Here is a 19,184-nt window from a genome sequence, read left to right on the forward strand (position 1 = left end):
TGGTGTGGAGCATTTCTTCAAATCGCGGCCGGCGCTGTGGGGCTGGTTGTTGTTGACGGTCGGGGGACCGTCGGCGTTCGCCGCGCAAGCGGAGCAGGAGGCCGAAGCGGCACCGGCGCGCCTGGTGGACGTGAACGAGTATTTCGTGCGAGGCAACACCGTGCTCGATGCCCGGGCCATCGAGGAAGCGGTGTACCCGTTTCTCGGTCCGCAAAAAGCCTTGAGCGATATCGAAGGGGCCCGGGACGCGTTGCAAAAGGTCTATCAGGCGCGCGGTTATCAATCGGTATTTGTCGAGCTGCCGGAGCAGAAAGTCGAAGACGGCATCGTCTACTTGCAGGTCAGCGAGACCAAGGTCGGCCGGGTCCGCGTAGTCGGGGCCAAGCACTATTCGCCCCTGGAAATCCGTGACGAGGTGCCGGCGCTCAAGGAAGGCGAGGTGCCCGATTTCGCCCAAGTCCAGACCGAGCTTACGCAGTTGAACAAGACCCCGGGACGCCAAGTGATGCCGCTGGTGCGCGAAGGTCAGCGGCCCGGCACCATGGATGTGGATTTGCAGGTCGAGGACCAGAACCCGTGGCAAGCCAGCCTGGGGCTGAACAACGACTACAGCGCCGACACCGAGAAGCTGCGCACCGTCGCCAGCCTGGGCTACAACAACCTCTGGCAACTGGGCCACAGCGTCTCGCTGACCTTTTTCACCGCGCCCCAGGACACCGAAAACGCCAAGGTCTGGTCGGGTTCCTACACCGCGCCATTGAACGAGCGCTGGAGCTTGCAGTTCTCCGGTTATCAGTCAGACAGCAACGTGGCGACCATCGGCGGCACCAACGTAGTGGGCAAGGGCCATTCGTATGGCGTTTCGGCTATCTACAGCCTGCCGTCCAGTGGCACCTGGGCCAATACGTTTTCCGTTGGTGTGGATTTCAAGGACTTCGAGGAAGAGCTGAACCTGGGCGGCGACAGCGACAAGGCTCCGCTCAAGTACGCACCGTTCACCTTTGCCTATAACGGGCTTCGCTACACCCAAAGCAGCCAATTAGGCCTCGGCCTGAGCCTGGTGGCGGGCACTCGCAGCCTGCTGGGCTACGGCAGTTCCGACGAAGACTTTGACTACAAGCGCTACCGCGCCAGCCCCAGCTTCGCGGTGCTCAAGGGTGACGGCAGTTACACCTTCACCTTCGCCAATGACTGGCAGACCGCATCCAAGGCCGCGTTCCAGCTGGCCTCCGGGCCGCTGGTCTCCAACGAGCAGTTCTCCGCCGGTGGCGCGACGTCGGTGCGCGGTTACCTGGCCGCCGAGCGCACCGGCGACGACGGCTATCTGCTGTCCCAGGAGCTGCGCACGCCGTCCATCGCCAAATTTATCGGCAGCTACGTCCAGGAGTGGCGCTTCTATGCCTTCGCTGAAGGCGCGCAGTTGTACCTGCGCGACGAACTGCCCGACCAGGAAGCCGATTACAGCCTGGCCAGTGTCGGCCTAGGCACCCGCGCGAGCCTGAGCAAATGGCTGTCCGGCAGCCTCGATTGGGGCTACCCGCTGCTCGAAGGGCCGAACACCTCGAAACAGGAATCGCGCCTGCATTTCAACCTGCAAGCGACGTTTTGAAACCCAGGAGTCATGTCCATGCAACGCTTATTGTTATCCCTGTTTATCTGCCTGGGGCTGGTGCTCCCGGCCACCGCCAATGCCTGGTGGCAGGACGACTGGCACTACCGCAAACAGATTTCGGTGGACACCACTCCCCAAGGCGCGGCGATCGCCCAGGCCCTGGGTCGCACGGCACTGCTGGTGCGCCTGCACACCGGGAACTTCACTTTCGACGGCGTCAAGGACGATGGCTCGGACCTGCGTTTCGTCAGTGCCGACGATAAGACCGTGCTCAATCACCAGATCGAAAGCTTCGATCCGCTGATGGGCATGGCGCTGATCTGGGTCGATGTGCCGAGCGTGGAGGGCGGCCAGCGTCAGGACTTGTGGATGTATTACGGCAACCAGAAGGCGCCAGCCACCGGCAGCGGCCAGTTGACCTTCGACCCGGATTACACCGCGTTGTACCACTTCGACGGCGCCACTGGTGTGCCGCCCCGGGACACCACGGCTTACGGTAACAACGCTCAGGACGCCACCGGCACCAGCATCGACGGCGTTATCGGTCGTGCCTTGCAGTTCAACGGCCAGCCGCTGCTGTTGCCGGCCAGCCCTTCGTTGCAGCACAGCGCTGGCGCGGCGTTCACGTTCAGCACTTGGCTGCGCCAGGATCAGGCCAGCGGCGAGCAAATGGTCCTGGCCCGTCGCGAAGCGGCCACCAGCCTGTTGGTCGGTGTGAACCAGGGCGTGCCTTTCGTGGCGATCAATGATCAGCGCGCCGTCTCGACCCAACCGCTGAACCCCGGCCAGTGGCAGCACTTGGCGTTGACCGCTTCGGGGGATCGGGTCGTGTTGTACGTCAACGGCCGTGAAACCGCGAGCCTGGCGGTGGCGATGCCAGCGTTCAACTCACCGATCGCCCTGGGGGCCGATGTTTCTGCCGGTGCATTCGCACCGTTCAGCGGGGCAATGGACGAGGCGCGCCTGTCCAAGGTTGCCCGCCCGGCGCCGCTGCTGTTGGCCGACGCCAACGCTCAGGGCGCCGAATCGAAACTGGTGGCCTACGGTGTCGATGAAGAGCAGTCCGGTTTCGGTTTCGGTAGTCTGGGTTTTCTGCTCAACGCCGTGCCGCTCGATGCCTGGGTGATCATCGCTGTACTGGTGCTGATGATGTTCCAGTCGTGGATCATCATGATCCGCAAGAACCACATGGTCAGCCGCCTCAGCGCGGCCAACGAAGCCTTCCGCGAACAGTTCGCCCGGATTGGTACACGCCTGGAAATGTTCGCCGACGACCAGGACCTTGCCCGGCGCCTGCAACACTCATCCCTGTGGCGCCTGTACCTGGTGGCGGTCAAGGAGATCCGCACCCGCCGCGAGCAGGGCGCCGATACCTCGTCGGTGTCGGCCGCCACCATCGAGGCGATCCGCTGCTCCATGGATGGCGTGCGCACCCGGGAAAACCAGCAGCTCAGTTCGAAGCTTTCGACCCTGTCCAACGCGATCGCCGGCGGCCCATACATTGGCCTGCTCGGCACGGTGCTGGGGATCATGGTGGTGTTCCTCGGCACCGCCATGGCCGGTGACGTGAACATCAACGCGATTGCTCCGGGCATGGCCGCGGCATTGCTCGCCACCGCCATGGGCCTGTTCGTCGCGATCCCCGCGTTGTTTGGCTACAACCGCCTGATCACCCGCAACAAAGAAGTCAGCGCCGACATGCGGGTATTCGTCGACGAGTTCATTACGCGTCTGGCGGAGATGCACGGCGAAGGTCAGTCCGGTGAATCGGCTCATCGCCGTGAACATCACGTCCAATCGTCCGTACCGGCCTGAGGGAATCGCGATGGCTAGCGTAAATGCTTCACACGATGACGACGATGACGCCGCAGTCGACAGCATCAACATCACGCCGCTGGTGGATGTGCTCATGGTGGTACTGGTGATGTTCATCCTCACCGCCACGGCGCAGGTGTCGGGTATCCAGATCAACCTGCCCAAGGCCAGCGCCTCGGTGTCGCTGTCCGAAGCCAAGACCAAGGCGATTTCGGTGAATGACGGCGGGCAGGTATTCCTTGATGCCTACCCGGTGACCCTGGCCGAGCTGGAAGAGCGCCTGCGCATCGAAAAGGCCCAGAACCCGGACTTTCCGGTGATCGTGCGCGGTGATGCCGCGGTGCAGTACCAGAAGGTCATCGAAGTGCTGGATCTGTTGCGGCGTCTGGAACTGTCCCAGGTCGGTCTGGTGACCGGCAAACCGAGCCAGGGCTGACCATGACCGCCAAACTTCCCATCAACCCGCCCCCGGTGAAAACCTCACCGCTGCGCCTGCTCAAGTGGGCCGCTGGCCTGCTGCTGGGTGCCGTGGCGGCCTGGCTGCTGTGGCAGTGGGCCAACGACATGAGCGGCGTGCGGCGTGAGGCACCGAAGGTGCCAACCATCATTCCGTTGCCGCCTGCGCCACCACCACCGCCGGAGAAACCCAAGGAACCGGAACCCCAGGTCGAGGAGAAGGTGGTCGAGCCAGAACCGACTCCGGAACCCGAAGAGGTCAAGCCCGAAGAAGAAGCGCCACCGTCACCGGCCGATGACCTGGCGAACCCGATGCAGATGGACGGCGACGCTCAGTCCGGCAACGACGCTTTCAACATCGGCGCGGGCAAGGGTGGCGGGATGGCCGGTGCCGGTGGCGGACGGCTGGGTAACGGCACTTACAGCCAGTTTCTGGCGTTCACCTTCCAGCGCTTGCTGCGGGAAAACCCTGATCTGCGCAGCCTGGCGTTCTCGCTGCAAGCCGACGTTTGGCTCAGCGCCGTGGGCGAGATCACTCGGGTCGAGCTGGTCAAGTCCAGCGGCAACCCGCAAGTGGATGAACAAGTGATGGCCGCGCTGCGAGCCTCGCCCCATTTGAGTGAGCGGCCACCGGCCTCCCTGACTTTGCCCGTGCGCCTGTCCTTGCAGGGACGGCGTCCGGGTTAACCGAATTATTGAAAGTTTGCCAACAGGAGCTGTGTGCAGATGATTTCCAATGTGAATCGATTGTCGTGGACGATCGGCCTGATTGTCTTGAGCCTGGCCGGACACGCGGCTGCCGCCCCGGCACCTTCGGAAAATGCCACGATCAATCTTATCCGCTTGCTGGTGCAGCAGGGCGTGCTGAAACAGGACCAGGCCGATGGCCTGATCGCCCAGGCCGAGCGGGAAGCCGTGCAGGCCCGCCAGGCGGCCACGGCCGTAGCTGCTGTGCCCGCCGGCGCCCCGGGGGACGTGCGGGTGCAATACGTGCCAAACATCGTGCGCGATCAGATTCGCGATCAGGTCAAGGCTGAAGTCATGGCCACCGCCAAGCAGGAAAACTGGGCCCAGCCCAACACTTTCCCGGACTGGGTCTCGCGCATCAGTTTTGATGGCGACATTCGTCTGCGGGACGAGTCGCGCTACTACTCGGGCACCAACAGCAACGAAATTGTCGACTTCGCCCGGCTCAATGACAGAGGTCCGTACGATGTGAACCCCAATAGCAACTCCAGTTTGCCGCCGCTGCTCAACACCCGCGAAGACCGGGAAAACTTGTTCCGCCTACGGGCGCGCCTGGGCATGAAGGCGGTGATCTCGCCGGAATGGACCGCTGGCATTCGTATCGGCACCGGCTCGGACAACAACCCGGTGTCCACCACCCAAACCCTGGGCGGCGGTTTCGGCAAGAAAGACATCTGGCTCGACCAGGGCTACCTCACGTGGAAACCATCAGACGAATTGACCCTGACGGGCGGGCGCATCGCCAACCCGTTTTTCTCCACCGACCTGTTGTATTCCGGTGACCTGAATTTCGATGGTGTGGCGGCGATTTTCAACCACAAGCTCAACCAGGACTGGGGCCTGTTCGGCACCGTCGGTGCGTTCCCGGTGGAGTACACCAACGACACCAGCACCAGCAACGGGTCGGACAAGGAGGAGAGCGACAACAAGTGGCTGTACGGCGCGCAGTTGGGGGTGAACTGGGCGATCAACGACAGCAACCGGGTCAAGGGCGCATTGGCCTATTACCGCTTCGACGACATCGAAGGCCAGCGCTCTTCGCCGTGTGAACCGTGGTCCGGTGACCCAGGTTGCGACAGCGATGGCTCGCGCATTGCCTTCATGCAGAAGGGCAACACTGTGTTCCTGCTGCGAGACATCACGCCAGACCCGCTTAATCCGTCCACCACGCCAGAGCCGCAATATGTCGGCCTGGCCTCGGAGTTCAATCTGCTGGACCTGAATTTGGTGTGGGATGCCGATCTGCCCGAAGACTTGAAATTGCGCAGCCAAGCCAACTACGTGCACAACCTGGGTTATGACGAAGGCCAGATGCGCAAGCGCTCCGCAGGGCAGTTTGCCAACAACGTCGACAGCAACGGCGAGGTGGAAAGCGGCGCCAATGCGTGGATGCTCCAGTTCACTCTTGGCAGCGCGCTTGAGCTCAAGCGTCAGGGCGACTGGAACCTGTTCGCCGGCTACAAGTACATCCAACCGGACGCCTTGCCGGACGGCTTCAACGATTCGTCGTTCCACCTGGGCGGCACCAACGCCAAGGGTTACTTCCTGGGCGGCAACTACGGCTTGGCGAACAACGTTTTCGCCACTGGCCGCTGGCTGAGTTCCGAAGCGGTGTACGGCGCGCCGTACGACATCGATGTCTTGCAGCTTGAAATCAACACGCGCTTCTAAGCGCAGGGAGGCCTCATGAAAAGGCGAGCCATGAACCATTGCCCGGTCGCATTGCTGGTGCTGGGCTTGTTACTGGGCGGCACGGCCCACGGCGAAGGCCTGGAGGAACGCCTGCGGGCGCAGCTGCGCAGCACCACTGCCCAGTTGCAAGCCCTGCAGAGTGAGCAGGCCCAGGCCAGCGCCGCCCGACAGGCCGCGCAAAACCAAACCAAGGAGGCCCAGGCGCAGATCAAGCAATTGACGGCGCAGTTGAGCAAGGCCCAGACCCTGAATGAGCAACTGGCCGGGCACCAGGAAAGCCTGCAAAGCCAGGCCCAGGCCCAAGTGGCGGCCAGCAACGAGCAGATCGGCAAGTTCAAGAAAGCCTATGACGAACTGTTGACCCTGGCCCGTGGCAAGGAGACCGAGCGCGCGCGTCTGGCGGCGCAATTGACTGAGCGCGACACACAAGTGCAGCAATGTTCAGTCAAGAATCAACAGATGTACGAAGTGGCCAAAACGCTGCTGCACGCCTACGAAACCATTGATGTGACCGACATCATGAAAATCCGCCAGCCGTTCGCCGCCAAGACCCGGGTACGTTTCGAAGAACTGGCCCAGGGCTTTGGCGATGACCTCTACAAGAACCGTTTCGATGCGCCCCAGGCCTCGATCACTCACTGATAGCGCAAGGAAGAACAGACCATGACTTCATTGATTGAATACGTTTCTCCAAAGTCCTTGACCGAGCTGTTGCAAGCCGCCGGTTACCGGGTCAACGAAACGGAGCAGAACGGCATCGTGCAATTGCTCAGCGCCAGCCAGGGCATCGGCTATGCGGTGCGCTTCGGCAACCTGGCGTCTGCGCCTGATCAATATCTGGATTTCACCTTCAGCTGTGCCTTGCGCGTGCAGGGCGAGTTGCCGGCCGGGTTGGCTGAGCTGTGGAACGCCTCGCGACGTTTTGCCCGGTTGTCGCTGCAGGGCGAATTCCTGGTGATGGAAATGGACGTGGTAGTCGCGGCAGGCGTGAGCGCCGATCACTTGCGTAGCAATCTCGAGCTGTGGGATCGCCTGTTGCAGGAATTCATCGTCTACCTGCGCGAATACAGCCAGAACGCGGCGCGGATGCAAACCCAGGCCGAGCCCGCCGAGGTCCCGTTGGAGGAGGCCGCCACATCGTGAAAAAACCGACCTTTGTCATCAGTGCCGCCGTATTGGGTCTGGTCGCCGTGGCCCTGGTGCTTGGCCTGAGGCCGGGCAGCGATCCGGTGGCTGCGGTACAGACCGTCAGTGTTGTTTCGGCCGATTCGCCAAGCCTGGCGCGGTTGGGCAATCAGCAAGTCAGCCCCGATGAGCTCAAAGCCTTGCTCGCTGCCCTGGCTCCCGAAGTTCGCCAGCAAATGCGCGGCAACCGAGCGGCGCTGGAAGGCTGGATCCGTGCGCGACTGGCGGAAAAAGCCGTGCTGGAACAGGCCGATGCACAAGGCTGGCGGCAGCGACCGGAAGTTGAGCGCCAGACTCGGATCGCTACTGAGCAGATAGTGTTTCGTGATTATTTGCAGTCGGTCAGCCAGGTACCGGCCGGATATCCCAGTGAAGAAGAATTAAAACAGGCTTACGACGCCGGGAAAGCCAACTGGACCGCGCCGGAATTGTACCGGGTGAGCCAGATATTTCTTGCCGCGACCGAGCCGCAAACGGTGGAGGCGGTGCGTCGGCAAGCGGTGGAACTGAGCAAAAAAGCCCAGGCGTCGCCTGCTGAATTTGCCGCCCTGGCGAGCCGTTTTTCCCAGGATCGTGCCAGTGCCGAGCGGGGTGGCGACAGTGGCTTTCAACCGTTGCAGCAACTGGTGCCGCAAGTGCGCGGGGTGGTGACGCGTTTGAAAATCGGGGCGGTGTCGGACCCGGTGCAGAGTGCAGCGGGGTTCCATGTAATCAAGCTCACCGAACAACAACCGGCTCGGGAAGCCACGCTGGATGAAGTACGCGAACGTCTGACCCAGGCCTTGCGCGCCCAACGCCAGGAGCAGATCGCCAAGGCCTACCTGGACGGCATGCTCGACACCGCGACCCTGAGCATCGATGGCGCACAGTTGAGCAAGGTGTTGGAGGAGGCGCTTTAGCCTCGACAACGTTGGGTGTGTTCATTTTTGTGGCGAGGGGTTTGTGTTTTGGCTGCGACTGATCGCGCTGAACCGCTTATTCGTACAACCGACAGGGAGTCACCAATGTCATTCACCGAGCCCGCAGGACGCCAGGCTGTCACCGAATATCGCGTGCCAGTGCGTGCCCCACAGCCTTGGCTGGCCCTGGCCGCCGGCGTCGATCCTCATGTGGCGCAGTGTTTTCTGGTCAGCGCCCGTTGCGGCTGTTTCATGCAAGCGGCCCGTAGCCTCAACGTCAAAGCGACGTGGTTGCGCAAGCAGTTGGCGCACCTGGAGGCCCAGATGCAATGCCCGCTGTTCAGTTTCCAGGGCAGCGAATTGACCCTCAGCCGCGAAGGTCGGCAGTTGCAAGCGCGGTTGATCGCCCTGGCCCACGGAGGTCCGCCGCCGCTGGCCGATCAGCCGCTGATTCGCCTGGCCGTGGCCGAGTCGATCCTGCATGACATCCTGGGCCGGGACCTGATCTCATTGCTGCGGCGCAACGCCAGCGTGCGATTGCAGATCATCACCCTGGACAGCGAACTGTCGCTGCAAGCTGTCAGTGCCGACCTGGTGCTGTGGTTGAGTGATTCGCACGCGGCGGTGTCGGGGCCGAGCTTCTCCACGCAACCGCCAGAATGGCTGGCGCGGCTGGACTATGTACCGCACATCGCCAAACGCTATTCAAGACCGGCCACCCGCCCGGACTGTCTGGACGACCTGAACGATTACATGTTGGTGCAATGGCAGGCGGACCGTCAGGTGGGCAGTTTCGCACCATGGAACGCGCTGATGGAGCAACGTCGCGTCGGTGTGGTACAGGTACAATCCTACGAGTTGATGCTGCAAATGATTCGCTGCAGCGCCTGCATCGGCCTGTTGCCGCAGTACATGAGCCACTTCGACCGTGGCCTGATCGCCTTGCCGGGGTTGTTTGAATACGCTATGCAGCGTCATTTGTGGATGGCTGTGGGCATCCAGGCCCCAGAGATGCCAGAAGTGCAGATGCTTGTCGAACTGATTCGGCACACGCTGGATGAGCGCAGAGAGTGGTTTCAAACATAGCCAGAATCATCCTGTGGGAGCGAACGCGCCCGAGCGTGATGTTGCCCCCATCGCGAGCAGGCTTGCTTCCACTGACCGAAGGCGAGAGGAAGGTTTGCCCTATAACCACCTGGGTGTCGTGAAGAACGAGGCCATTTCCGAGCGGGCCAGTGCCGAGCCGAAGTAGGGGCCTTGCACATGGTCGCAGTCGACGCTGCGCAGCTGGTGGAATTGCCGGGCGTTTTCGATGCCTTCGGCGGTGACCATGAGCCCTACGCTGCGGCTCAGTCGAATCATGGCCAGGACGCCTTCCTGATCATGCTCAAGGCCCAGTTGGGACAGGATGTTGCGATCAAAGCGAATGCCATCGAACGGCTGGTTCAAAACCTCGCGAAGGGACGCGATGCTGGTGCCGAACTTGTCGATGTTGATCCGCACGCCGAGGTCTTTGAGTGCATGAAGGGTGCTGGCGACCGCCTTGTGGTCGGCCAGCAGAACGCCTTCGGCCACTTCCAGCGTCAGCCGATGAGGGGCCAGGCCGCTCATTTCGAGGGCTGTTCGCACCTGGTTAAGTAAAAAGCTGCTGGTGAACCACTTTGGAGAGACCGCGATGGACACGTTGACGACGGTCGGCCAGCTCACCGCCTCTTCACAGACATTGATCAACATCCAGTTCCCCAATTCTTCCAGCTGGCCCGATGCCTCGGCAACGGGCATGAAGTCGGATCCACCCAGTTCACCTTTCTCGGGATGATGCCAGAAGGTCTGGGCTTCAAAGCCGTGCAGTTGCTCGGCGCTCACGTTGAAGCGGGGCAAATAACGCAGTTCCAGTTGATTGCCTTGCATCGCGTTGCGCAGTTGCTGCTCGTATCGCCGACGGTCGCGGGCCACATTGCCCATGGCCTCCACATACACGCGCCAGGTATTGCGGCCCGCCGCCTTGGCCGCATACAACGCGATATCTGCGTGGTACAACAGTTCATCGGCACGTTCGTCGCCGGGCTGCGACCAGGCAACACCGATGCTCACCCCCAGGTACAACGTATTGCCGTCCAGGTGCATGGGGCGTTGCATGCAGTCGATCAAGCGCTCGCAGAGTTGTTCGAGGTCTTGCGCATCGCCTGGGTCGGGCATGACGATGACAAATTCGTCACCGCCCAGGCGGGCCACCAGGTCGGTGCTGCGCACGTTCTGTTGGAGGATATGGGCCACTTCCCTTAGCACTTTATCCCCCACGGCATGCCCCAGGGAGTCGTTGACCGGCTTGAATCGATCCATGTCCAGGTTCAGCAGTGCCAGCGGCGTGCTCCTTGCCGAGTCCAAGTGTTCGCTGAGGCAGTCAAACAACCGGTTTCGGTTGGCCAGCCCGGTCAGTGGGTCGTGGAGGGACAGGTGCGTGATCTGGGCCAGCGCCCGCAATTCATCGGTGATGTCGGTGGCGGTGCCGCGAAAACCCAGGGTGCCGGCTTCGATGGCCCGGACCGAGAGTTTGCAGGTGCGTATGCGCTGGTTGCGTGCGGTGTACTCGCATAACAGCGGGGCGGATGAGGCACTGTTGGCGCCGCCAAGCAACCATTGGGCAATCGAAATTGATCCGCCGTGGGGGTGCAGCAGCCTGTGGAGAGGCTTGCCCAGCCACTCGGTGGGGCTGAACCCAGTCACTTGTTCAAAACGTTCCGACAGGTAGGTTAGCGTCCCGGTCGAATCGACTTCCCACAACCAGTCAGACGACACTTCGGCAATGTCCCGGAATCGTTCTTCACTGCGCTCCAACGCCTTGCGATGGGCCAGCAGGCTGGTGTACTGGCGTTCCTGGGCACGGAGCATGACCAAGGCATGGCGCAACACGGCCAGCGCCAGAATTGCCAGAAAGAGTAATGCCAGCATCAACAAGGGCAGCAAAATCTTACGCAGATCCTTGCCGGGGGTCGGTGGCCGCCATGCCAGGGCTTCCTGGGTCTGGCCGTCAAGCGACACCTGGGCCGTCCCGGCCTGGCCGGGCGTGGTGGAAATGTGGGCATCAGGCAGGGCAAAGTCCCGCGCCAGGTTTTGCAGGGCTGCGCTATCGAGGACTTTCACAAACACCAGCAGGCTGGGTGGGCCGGGGATCTCGGGCACGCTGTGGTCCGTGCCGGTGGTGATGGCGGAAGCGGCGACGAACGCGGGCGCGCCGTCGTGATGCAGCAACTCGACGATGACTTCGTCGCGGTTCTGCGGGGTACTGGCTTTCGTCCCGAGTGCTCGCAGGTCGCCGGCCAGCCACGTATTGGCATCGGCCTCACTCATCTGGCCATCGATCACCGAGTAGACGGTTTTACCCGCTGGGGAAATGACAAACACAGCCTGATAGCCGTAGAGCTCGTAAACGCTGTTGCCAATATTTTCCTGCTCGTAGGCCCAGTCTTTGTCGACCACCACATGCAGATGTCGGTAGGCGTCACTCCACTTGGAATAGTCGCTCAGGTCTCTCCCGATGCCCGTGCGGATACCGTCGATGGCTTTCTGGGCGAAAAACAGACTCTGTTGACGGGCGCGCTCGTCCTGATCCCCAGTAATGTTGAGCAACACCGCGATAGCCAGTGCGGACATGACAAAGAGCAGGAACATGATGGCCGGGAAGGTGCGGCGGGTAAAACTTCGGGTTGGCAAGCCCGGAGAAAGAACGGTTGAGGCGTTGCCAGCATCTTCAGTCATAAATTAGTCGTCAGCTAAAAAGCGATGTCACCCGCACCTGATAGGTATCGGCTGCCGGGATGATTCAATGAGTCATGATTGCGACTCATGCGGGCGGTAAAGCTACTTCGTTATTGGGCGTATTTGACTTAAAAATAGATTTTTTGATTATTTATTTCATAAATAGACGAAAAACATCTTACGGAACGCTAAAAAATTATGTTTTAAGCCATTCTTGGCAATCCTTGAGCAGCGAGTATCCCCTAGACTTCATTTATTGGATCCAATCTGTTCGTGTCCTGCGAACTGATCCAGTTGCCCTCGTTCTCAAGGAGACAAACCCATGATGCTCAGCGACCCGTCCGTCAAATATCGTCATTTCACCACCGTCGACCTGCCTGATCGGCAATGGCCATCCAGGGTTCAGCGCCAGGCACCTACCTGGTGCAGTGTCGACATGCGCGATGGCAACCAAGCCCTGATCGAACCGATGAACGCCGAACGCAAGCGCCGGTTTTTCGAGCTGCTGGTTAAAACCGGATTCAAGCAAATTGAAGTGGGCTTCCCCGCAGCCTCGCAGACCGATTTTGACTACGTTCGCGAACTGATCGAAGGCAACAAGATTCCGCCGGATGTGACCATCCAGGTCATGACCCAGGCGCGTACGCACCTGATTGAACGAACCTTCGAAGCGCTGAAGGGCGCCCCCCGTGCCATCGTCCATGTCTACAACGCCACCGCTGCGGTGTTTCGCGATGTGGTGTTCGGGGTCGATAAAGCCGGTTGCATCAAAATTGCCACCGATGCCACTCGGGAGATCAAGGCGTTGATGCAGCAGTACCCGCAGACCGAGTGGACGTTCCAGTATTCGCCGGAAACCTTCTGCTTTACCGAGCTGGATTTTGGTCTGGAAATTTGTGAAGCCGTGGCCGCGCAATTTGAGCCCACCCCGCAGAACAAAATGATCCTCAATCTGCCGACCACCGTGGAAGTCTCCACCGCCAACGTTTTTGCCGATCAGATCGAGTGGTTCTGCCGTCATTTCAGTCGCATGGACAGCGTGATCATCAGCGTCCATCCGCACAATGACCGTGGCACCGGTGTTTCCACGGCCGAACAGGCTTGCCTGGCGGGTGCCCAACGGGTCGAAGGGACGCTGTTTGGCAACGGTGAGCGCACCGGCAACGTCGATATTCTCACGCTGGCGATGAACCTCTACACCAGTGGGGTCTCGCCAAAGCTGGACTTCTCGGACATCGTGCATGTGCAGCGTGAGGTCGAGTACTGCAACCAGTTGCCGACCCATCCGCGCCATCCTTATGCCGGCGAGCTGGTATTCACGGCGTTCTCCGGCTCTCATCAGGACGCCATCAAAAAAGGCTTCGCCGCACGTAATGCCCACCCCGGCGGTTTTTGGGAAGTGCCATACTTGCCCATCGACCCGGCGGACATGGGGCGTAGTTACGAGGCGGTCATCCGCGTCAACAGCCAGTCCGGCAAGGGCGGCGTGGCCTATCTGCTGGAGCAGTACGGCATCGTCCTGCCGCGGCGCCTGCAAATGGAGTTCAGCGGCCTGGTCCAGCAAGTGGCCGACGATACAGGCCGGGAGATCACCAGCGAGATGATCCTGGAGTGTTTTACCGAGCAGTACCTCACCGAGGCAACGCCTTACCGACTGGGCAAGCCGCAAGTGGTCAGCGAAGGCGAGACGACGTACATCGATGCGCTCCTGGACGGACCGCAGGGCCAGATTCACTTGTCCGGCGAGGGTAACGGCCCATTGGCGGCCATGGTCGATGCGCTGGCTGCTTGCGGAGCCAGCCTGGACATTGCCGATTACCACGAGCATGCGATTCGCGACGGGGCCCAATCCGAAGCGATGGCCTATGTCGAAATCCGCTTGGATAACCAGTTCATCTTCGGTGCCGCACGGGATGGCAGCATCCTGTCGGCCTCTTTGAAGGCATTGGTCAGCGCCCTCAATCGGGCTACCCGCAAAGGCTTGCTTGGCTCGATCGGGGCCAACGAAGCGGTCAGCGCAAGGTGAGCCGCCGGCGTAGCGCACCTGGGTGGCAACACTTTGGCGTACAAAGCCTCAATGGCCTCCAGGCCTGGCGCTGAACCTTGTGGGAGCGAGCCTGCTCGCTCCCACATTTAACTTGCGAAGGCGGCGTCGTGGCTCAGGCGAAACTCGGCACACAGCCCTTTTGATCTTGATTTGTTGGGGTGTTTGCTTACGACTCAATTGTCTGGGGAAAGATCGCAGCCTCGTTGCACTCGACAGCTCCTACAGGTCGAGTTTCAGGTTTAGACAGTTTAAATGCTGGCCCCTTGCTCATCTGAACATCATCAAACTTCTTTCATTTCAGAAAGTTGGGCGATGAACTTATGAGAGTTTCTATATGGGTCCTGGCGACGTTCCTCCTGGCCACTGTCTCGCTTGAGGCCCAGGCCAGGGCATTGACGCAAAACCAGCAGTCAGTCTGCCGCTGGGGTTCGGACATCGCGGCGGGCGCCCAGGCCTCTAAACTCTCCGGGATCACGCTGTACGGGGCGCGCAAGAAACTGCAAGTACGCAAATTCTCCCGGCCCTGGATGCGCATGACCGCCCTGGGCATCACCGAGCAGACCTACAACAGCGACTCGCGTCTCAAGCCCGCCGCCGTCAAGCAAACCTATTATGAACAATGCGTGCGTCATGAGCTGGCGCGAAGATAAACGTTCGACTTCACGCCGGGCTTCTGCCAGGCATCTCGATGCCATGCTGGTGCACCCGTCGATACAGGGTCGCCCGGGAAATGCCCAGGGCCCGGGCAGCGGCGGTGGGTTTCCAGCGATGGCGTACCAAGGCATCGAGCAATGCCTGGCGCTCCGGGCTGGCGCTCGGTTCCGGCGCGTAGGCGGGGGCTTGTGCGCTGTGCAATGACTCGGGCAAATGGTTGAGTTGGATCACACTTGCCTCGCACACCGCGCAGGCGTAACGCAGCACATGGCGTAACTGGCGGACATTGCCCGGCCAGTGATAACCAAGCAGGCACTCAAGCGCCGCGCTGCTCAATTGCACCGTGCCCCCGCAGAGCGCCGATTCTTCCTCGAGAATGCGGTTGAGCAGCGCCAACCGGTCACTGCGTTCGCGCAGCGGTGGCAGCTGGAAGCGGGCGCCGCCCAGGCGAAAGTACAGATCCTCGCGAAACTCGCCGGCGGCGACCAAGGTTTCCAAGTCGCGGTGGGTGGCGCAGATCACCTGAATGTCCACGGCCTTGCGGCGTGACGCACCCAAGGGCGCGACTTCGCCCTCGGCCAGTACCCGCAGCAGGCGGGTCTGCAACGCCAGCGGCATGTCACCGATTTCATCCAGAAACAGCGTGCCGCCATCGGCCTGTTGCAGCAGGCCCTGCATACCTTTGGCCGAGGCCCCGGTGAAGGCCCCGGCGACGTAGCCGAACAACTCGCTTTCGATCAGGCTTTCGGGAATCGCCGCGCAGTTCAACGCCACGAACGGGCGGTCATGGCGCTGGCTGGCCTGGTGCAACTGACGGGCGAAAACCTCTTTGCCCGAGCCGGTTTCGCCCTGGATCAGCACTGGCAGGTTGCGATCCTTGACCCGCACCGCCAAACGCAGGCTATCGGCCAATCGTGGGTCCAACTGAGCCGGGGTCATCGCCACCCGGGTGCGAGCATTCGCCCGGTGTCGCGGCGCGCTCAAGCGCCCATGCATGGGCGATGCGATGCCGTGGCTGCAAAAAGGGTAGAGGCTTTCGTCGCGGGCACGGTGCAGCAATTGTTGATCGAAGACCTGGCTGATGTGCTGCGGCAGTTGGCCGTAGTGTTGCAGCAGGTATTGGCGCGCGGCCGGGTTCAGGGCTTGCAGGCACCCGTCGTCGTCCCAGGCGAACAGGAAGTCGGGCTGGCTGTCGACGTAGCCGGCGTTGCGATGGGCCCGCAGCACCCAGTAGCCCTGGGCGCTGCTCATGAAAAACGCCTGTTCGATTTCCCGCGCGCTCTGCACCACCATCTGCCGGATCAAATGCTGCGAGCGTCGATCATCCGGTGAACGCACCGCCGAGACGTCCAGCACCCCGAGCAATTCACCTTGCGGATCGAACACCGGCGCAGCGGAACAGGTCAGGCCAATGAACGCCGCTCGGAAATGATCGCGCTTGTGCACCGTCACCGGGGCCCGGGCAGTGAGTACCGCCGCCACGCCGCACGTACCTTCTTCCCGCTCCGACCAGCAGGTGCCCAGGTACAGCCCGGCCTTGCGGCAGTCATTGCGAAGGGTGGTTTCCACCCGGTAGTCGATGGTCTGGCCCTGGGCATCGGTCAGCAGCACACAGTAGTCGGCATCGCGGACTCGACCATGGAGTCGGGCGACTTCTTCGCTGGCGATATTGAGGAACAGTTCTGAGCGCTCGCGGCATTGCTTGAGCACGTCCTGGGACAGGATTCGTGGGCCCTGCAGCGAACCGGGGTCCAGGTGATGTTGCTCCATGGAGCGACGCCAGGAGTCGAGGATCAGATCCGGGACGGGCAGTTGTGGCAGTTGGGCCGCGTTTTTCAGCACGCGGCTGACGCAATCCACATGCGCCCGGGAGTGAGCGGAAAGCATACGGGCCTCCGTTTCAGCTTCTTATCGTTGTGCGCTCATTAAGCGCCGTTCGCCGAGCGCAGACAAGCTCGGCGAGCCAGACGAGCAGGTGTGAGACGCCACGTCTCAGCGTCTCGCCAGAACCTCGTGCAGGCTGACATGCCGCGTCTCACAGCGCTGCGGTTTGCTGTCTCGAAAACCGCCTTCAGAGGGCTCTGTTCCGGGCGTTTCGCGGGTTTTATGCGCAACTGGCACTGCACTTGCTCTACCGCCTCTAACCCGTCCGACGGGACTTCCAATAATAAAAACGAGGTGCCTATGTTTTTCTGCCGAGGGTTTTCCTGCCTGGGTCATTTACCTCTTCTGTCCACGGTGACGCCATGAGCCGCCGTCCACTGACTGTGGGCATCATCGCCAACCCCGCGTCGGGGCGTGATGTGCGGCGCCTGACCGCCAACGCCGGATTGTTTTCCAGCACCGACAAGGTCTCGGTGATCCAACGACTGCTGGCCGCCTTCGGCGCCACCGGCATCGAACAGGTCCTGATGCCCACCGACATGACTGGCATTGCTGCCGCTGTGTTGAAGAACAGCCACAGCCGCCAGGCGCGCAGCAGCCACTGGCCGGCCCTGGAGTTTCTCGACCTGACCCTGCGCCAGACCGTCGAAGACACGCGTCGGGCCGCGCGCCTGATGGCCGAACGCGAGGTAACCCTGATCGCCGTGTTGGGGGGCGATGGCACTCACAAAGCGGTGGCCGCCGAAGTCGGTGACATCCCGCTGCTGACCCTCTCAACCGGCACCAATAACGCTTTCCCGGAACTGCGCGAAGCCACCAGCGCCGGGCTGGCCGGCGGGCTGTACGCCAGCGGCCGGATACCGCCGCAGATCGGCTTGCGCCGCAACAAACGCTTGTTGGTCTGCGACGCTGCTCGTGGCTTGCGTGAGATCGCCCTGGTGGACGTCGCCGTGTCGTCGCTGCGCTTTGTCGGCGCCCGGGCCATCAGCCGGGCGGCGGACCTGGCTGAGGTCTTCGTGACCTTTGCCGAACCGCAATCCATTGGCCTGTCCGCGCTGTGTGGCTTGTGGTTTCCGGTTTCTCGCCAAGCACCGGGCGGCGCCTGGATGCGCCTGGACCCGCAATCGCCCGAAGCGTTGCTGGTGCCGCTGGCTCCCGGTCTGCTGCAGGGCTGTGGCGTGCTCGCCGCCGGGCCCTTGGAACCCGGCGTTGCCCACGGTCTGTCGCTGCCTTGCGGCACTTTGGCCCTGGATGGCGAGCGGGAAATCGAATTCAACTCGCAGGACCGACCCACGGTCACCCTCGATGCCGGCGGCCCGCTGAGCATCGATGTCAACGCGGTGCTGGCCTACGCCGCGCAACAGCGCCTGTTGGCCATCGGCCGTGAACACCCGCAACACCCCCTGAACCTTCAAGTCGCCCTTCAAGACACCCCTGGAGAATAAAAATGTCGACACCGCTCACCCACGATCAACTGCTGCACGCCTATCAGGTGATGCGCACCATCCGCGCTTTCGAAGAGCGCCTGCACGTGGAATTCGCCACCGGCGAGATTCCCGGTTTCGTCCACCTGTATGCCGGCGAAGAGGCTTCGGCCGCCGGCGTCATGGCCCATTTGGGCGATGACGATTGCATCGCTTCCAACCACCGTGGCCACGGTCATTGCATCGCCAAGGGCGTGGATGTCTACGGGATGATGGCCGAGATCTACGGCAAGAAAACCGGCGTTTGCCAAGGCAAGGGCGGCTCCATGCACATCGCCGATTTCGAGAAAGGCATGCTCGGCGCCAACGGCATCGTCGGTGCCGGAGCGCCCCTGGTGGTGGGCGCCGCGCTCGCGGCCCGGCTCAAGGGCACCGACAGCGTTGCCGTGGTGTTCTTCGGCGACGGCGGCTCCAACGAAGGTGCGGTGTTCGAAGCCATGAACATGGCCTCGGTGTGGAACCTGCCGTGCCTGTTCATCGCCGAAAACAATGGCTACGCCGAGGCCACCGCGTCGAACTGGTCGGTGGCCTGCGATCACATCGCCGACCGCGCCGCCGGCTTCGGCATGCCTGGGGTCACGGTGGATGGCTTTGACTTCTTTGCCGTCCATGAAGCGGCCGGCGCCGCCATCGAGCGCGCCCGGGCCGGGGAGGGACCGTCGCTGATCGAGGTCAAACTGACCCGTTATTACGGCCACTTCGAGGGCGACGCCCAGACCTATCGAGCGCCGGATGAGGTCAAGCATTTCCGCGAAAACCAGGATTGCCTGATGCAGTTCCGTGAGAGCACCACCCGGGCCGGGTTGTTGTCGGCCGATCAGTTGAACCAAATCGACCAAGAAGTGGAGTTGCTGATCGAAAACGCGGTGCGCAAGGCCAAGTCCGATCCCAAGCCCACGGCGGCAGACCTGCTGACCGACGTCTACGTCTCCTATCCCTGAGCGCCCGCT

The 19,184-nt window shown here is 61.8% G+C and carries 15 protein-coding genes; 13 read left to right on the top strand and 2 right to left on the bottom strand.

The window, feature by feature from the left end; genetic code table 11:
- Nucleotides 1-4: 4 nt before the first annotated feature.
- From ACA047_RS13245 to ACA047_RS13285, 9 genes are all read left to right on the top strand, one after another.
- Nucleotides 5-1,609, top strand: a complete 1,605-nt coding sequence (locus tag ACA047_RS13245) for a ShlB/FhaC/HecB family hemolysin secretion/activation protein (protein WP_497359626.1) — start codon at nucleotides 5-7, stop codon at nucleotides 1,607-1,609.
- Nucleotides 1,610-1,627: 18 nt separating this feature from the next.
- Nucleotides 1,628-3,427 carry a DUF2341 domain-containing protein gene (locus tag ACA047_RS13250; protein WP_497359628.1) on the top strand — a complete coding sequence of 600 codons (1,800 nt, stop codon included), beginning with the start codon at nucleotides 1,628-1,630 and terminating at the stop codon, nucleotides 3,425-3,427.
- Between the two features lie 10 nt (nucleotides 3,428-3,437).
- Complete coding sequence (locus ACA047_RS13255; protein ID WP_497359630.1) at nucleotides 3,438-3,863, top strand: ExbD/TolR family protein; 426 nt, start codon at nucleotides 3,438-3,440, stop codon at nucleotides 3,861-3,863.
- 2 nt (nucleotides 3,864-3,865) lie between these two features.
- Complete coding sequence (locus tag ACA047_RS13260; RefSeq protein WP_497359632.1) at nucleotides 3,866-4,570, top strand: TonB C-terminal domain-containing protein; 705 nt, start codon at nucleotides 3,866-3,868, stop codon at nucleotides 4,568-4,570.
- Nucleotides 4,571-4,609: 39 nt separating this feature from the next.
- Nucleotides 4,610-6,301 carry a putative porin gene (locus ACA047_RS13265; protein WP_497359634.1) on the top strand — a complete coding sequence of 564 codons (1,692 nt, stop codon included), beginning with the start codon at nucleotides 4,610-4,612 and terminating at the stop codon, nucleotides 6,299-6,301.
- 15 nt (nucleotides 6,302-6,316) lie between these two features.
- A complete protein-coding gene (locus ACA047_RS13270) occupies nucleotides 6,317-6,964 on the top strand; it encodes a DNA repair protein (RefSeq protein ID WP_497359636.1) in 648 nt (215 codons plus the stop codon).
- Between the two features lie 21 nt (nucleotides 6,965-6,985).
- A complete protein-coding gene (locus ACA047_RS13275; RefSeq protein ID WP_497359638.1) occupies nucleotides 6,986-7,465 on the top strand; it encodes a YbjN domain-containing protein in 480 nt (159 codons plus the stop codon).
- The gene (locus ACA047_RS13280; protein ID WP_497359640.1) at nucleotides 7,462-8,406 is read left to right on the top strand and encodes a peptidylprolyl isomerase; all 945 of its coding nucleotides are present in this window, start codon (nucleotides 7,462-7,464) and stop codon (nucleotides 8,404-8,406) included. The genes ACA047_RS13275 and ACA047_RS13280 overlap by 4 nt, the downstream gene beginning before the upstream one ends.
- 105 nt (nucleotides 8,407-8,511) lie before the next feature.
- Nucleotides 8,512-9,492, top strand: a complete 981-nt coding sequence (locus ACA047_RS13285) for a LysR substrate-binding domain-containing protein (RefSeq protein ID WP_497359642.1) — start codon at nucleotides 8,512-8,514, stop codon at nucleotides 9,490-9,492.
- Between the two features lie 99 nt (nucleotides 9,493-9,591).
- Here the strand turns inward: ACA047_RS13285 and ACA047_RS13290 are convergent, their stop codons facing one another.
- Nucleotides 9,592-12,165 carry a bifunctional diguanylate cyclase/phosphodiesterase gene (locus ACA047_RS13290; RefSeq protein WP_497359644.1) on the bottom strand — a complete coding sequence of 858 codons (2,574 nt, stop codon included), beginning with the start codon at nucleotides 12,163-12,165 and terminating at the stop codon, nucleotides 9,592-9,594.
- Between the two features lie 322 nt (nucleotides 12,166-12,487).
- Between ACA047_RS13290 and leuA the strand changes: the two genes are divergently transcribed.
- Together leuA and ACA047_RS13300 are read left to right on the top strand one after the other, a co-directional pair.
- Nucleotides 12,488-14,191, top strand: coding sequence for a 2-isopropylmalate synthase (leuA, locus tag ACA047_RS13295; protein WP_497359646.1), 1,704 nt, complete (start codon nucleotides 12,488-12,490; stop codon nucleotides 14,189-14,191).
- A gap of 341 nt (nucleotides 14,192-14,532) precedes the next feature.
- Complete coding sequence (locus tag ACA047_RS13300) at nucleotides 14,533-14,862, top strand: hypothetical protein (protein WP_497359648.1); 330 nt, start codon at nucleotides 14,533-14,535, stop codon at nucleotides 14,860-14,862.
- Between the two features lie 10 nt (nucleotides 14,863-14,872).
- Here ACA047_RS13300 and ACA047_RS13305 read toward each other — a convergent pair whose 3' ends face one another.
- Nucleotides 14,873-16,753: a sigma-54-dependent Fis family transcriptional regulator gene (locus tag ACA047_RS13305; RefSeq protein ID WP_497359650.1), complete on the bottom strand. Its 1,881-nt coding sequence runs from the start codon at nucleotides 16,751-16,753 to the stop codon at nucleotides 14,873-14,875.
- Nucleotides 16,754-17,112: 359 nt separating this feature from the next.
- Between ACA047_RS13305 and ACA047_RS13310 the strand changes: the two genes are divergently transcribed.
- Both ACA047_RS13310 and ACA047_RS13315 read left to right on the top strand, forming a co-directional pair.
- Nucleotides 17,113-18,195 (top strand): ATP-NAD kinase family protein, encoded by a 1,083-nt coding sequence (locus tag ACA047_RS13310; RefSeq protein WP_497359652.1) that lies wholly within the window; start codon nucleotides 17,113-17,115, stop codon nucleotides 18,193-18,195.
- Between the two features lie 2 nt (nucleotides 18,196-18,197).
- A complete protein-coding gene (locus tag ACA047_RS13315; RefSeq protein ID WP_497359654.1) occupies nucleotides 18,198-19,175 on the top strand; it encodes a thiamine pyrophosphate-dependent dehydrogenase E1 component subunit alpha in 978 nt (325 codons plus the stop codon).
- Nucleotides 19,176-19,184 lie beyond the last annotated feature (9 nt).

Source organism: Pseudomonas sp. LBUM1664, from assembly GCF_059695895.1.